The following is a 1,826-nucleotide window of genomic DNA, read 5'->3' as shown; positions in this document are numbered from 1 at the left end:
GCAAATGGCACGCTGCACGCCGGGGGCAGGGCGGGCGATCCTCGTCGCCGATGCCGACCTGCTCGATCCCGATCTGATCGCACCTGAGGCTGCAGGAGCGACCCAAAACCGCCGGTTCATCGCCGGACTGGTGCGCGAACTGCTTGAGGATATGCGATGACCGACGGTGGTTTACCATGCCGCGCAGCGGAGTTTGGCGGTTTTGATTTGCTGGGGCTGGCGAAATGCTGATGCTGATTGCGCGATGACGATTAAACTGTTGGATTCACGCGGGTTGCATACAAGTCTGCAACTGCCGGCACACCGCGATCCAACAGTAACGGGTGCAGACACGGGTTAGCGTATCCCCAACAAGTGGGACTAAATACCCAAAAAACCCCTAGCATCCCCAACTGTCCCCTGCTATGCATAAGGCCAATCGGGGTTCAGTTCAATTGTCGTGCCCATTAGGCCCGCAGCATCACGCTTTGCGGGCTGGCGGAAGCTTTGTCTTTCGTGCGGGGACGCAAGGCGACTGCTCGCCTCGATCCAATGGTCCATCATTATGGACCCGGATCATGAAGAGGGTCAGGCAAGGCAGTGGCGCAGATCAGCGGCTTTTTCGGCTCAGCCCTGACCTCCATCGACCCCAAGGGCCGGATGGCCATTCCGGCCAGCTTTCGCAACCCCATCATCTATGGCAGCAAGGGCGACAGCGTCGTCATGTTCAGCTTCAATGCTGAAGCGCAGTGCCTGCAGGGCAGCGGCACCGAGAGGGTCAACGCGCTGGTCGAACACATGCAGCGCCGCGAGTTGACCGCGTTTGAAAACGGCGAGAATTTCCGCACCGAAGTAGTCGGCGGCCCTCGCTTTACCAGCACCTTCCCCGTCACCTTTGACGGCAGCGGCCGGTTGATCCTGCCCAGGATGCTGGTCGCGCTTGCGAAAATCGAAAAGCAGGTATTCTTCGCGGGCAACGGTAGTGATTTCAGCGTCTGGGGGGTCGAGCACCTGCTGGGGCTCGACGATCCGCAGCTCTCGACGCAGCAGTATAACGCCCAGTTTCTGATGGACGAACTGGGGGCCAAGCGCTGATGGCCCGCCCTGCTGTTCCTGTCATGACAACCGACGCGCCGCACGTGCCGGTGCTGCTGGCCGAGGTGCTTGGCGGGCTGGCGATTGCGCAAGGCAAAGTGCATGTTGATGCGACCTTTGGCGCGGGCGGTTACAGCCGTGCGATGCTGGCGGCGGGCGCGTGTGTGCACGGGATTGATCGCGACCCTGATGCGCTCGCAGCCGCACAAGAATTGGCGGAAGCGAGCGAGGGGCGGTTCGTTTTCCACGCGGCGCGCTTTTCAGACATGGCGGCGGTGTTGGCGGCGGCGGGCGTCGATCAGGTCGATGGCGTGGTGTTCGACATCGGCGTATCATCGATGCAGCTCGATCAGGCCGAACGCGGCTTTTCGTTTCAGTCCGATGGTCCGCTCGACATGCGCATGGGGCAGACTGGCTTAAGCGCTGCAGATTTCGTCAACACCGCCGATGAAGCCGACATCGCCGATGTGCTTTATATCTACGGCGAGGAGCGCCAGTCGCGGCGGATTGCGCGCGCCATTGTCGCCGCCCGGCCATTGGAGCGCACGCTGCAGCTTGCCGCAGTGGTGCGCAAGGCCATCGGCTATCGCCCCGGCGCACCCAAGGACCCGGCAACCCGCACCTTTCAGGCGATCCGTATCCATGTGAACGGCGAGCTCGACGAACTGCGCGATGGCCTGCTCGCGGCAGAGGCGATGCTCGCGCCGGGTGGGCGGTTGGCGGTGGTCAGCTTTCACAGCCTTGAAGACCGC

2 protein-coding genes are annotated in these 1,826 nt (G+C 62.3%); both read left to right on the top strand.

Features of this window, described 5'->3' with window-relative positions; genetic code table 11:
• The first annotated feature begins 579 nt into the window (after nucleotides 1–579).
• Nucleotides 580–1,074 carry a division/cell wall cluster transcriptional repressor MraZ gene (locus ACEW8G_RS03590; protein WP_373487078.1) on the top strand — a complete coding sequence of 165 codons (495 nt, stop codon included), beginning with the start codon at nucleotides 580–582 and terminating at the stop codon, nucleotides 1,072–1,074.
• 23 nt (nucleotides 1,075–1,097) lie between these two features.
• Nucleotides 1,098–1,826: 16S rRNA (cytosine(1402)-N(4))-methyltransferase RsmH (gene rsmH, locus ACEW8G_RS03585; protein WP_373487077.1), on the top strand; the 729-nt coding region annotated here is incomplete at its 3' end.

Source organism: Blastomonas sp. (assembly GCF_041747255.1).
Taxonomy (GTDB): Bacteria; Pseudomonadota; Alphaproteobacteria; order Sphingomonadales; family Sphingomonadaceae; genus Blastomonas.
The sequence above is the reverse complement of the archived record's forward strand: the minus strand, read 5'-3'. Positions and strand labels throughout refer to the sequence as shown.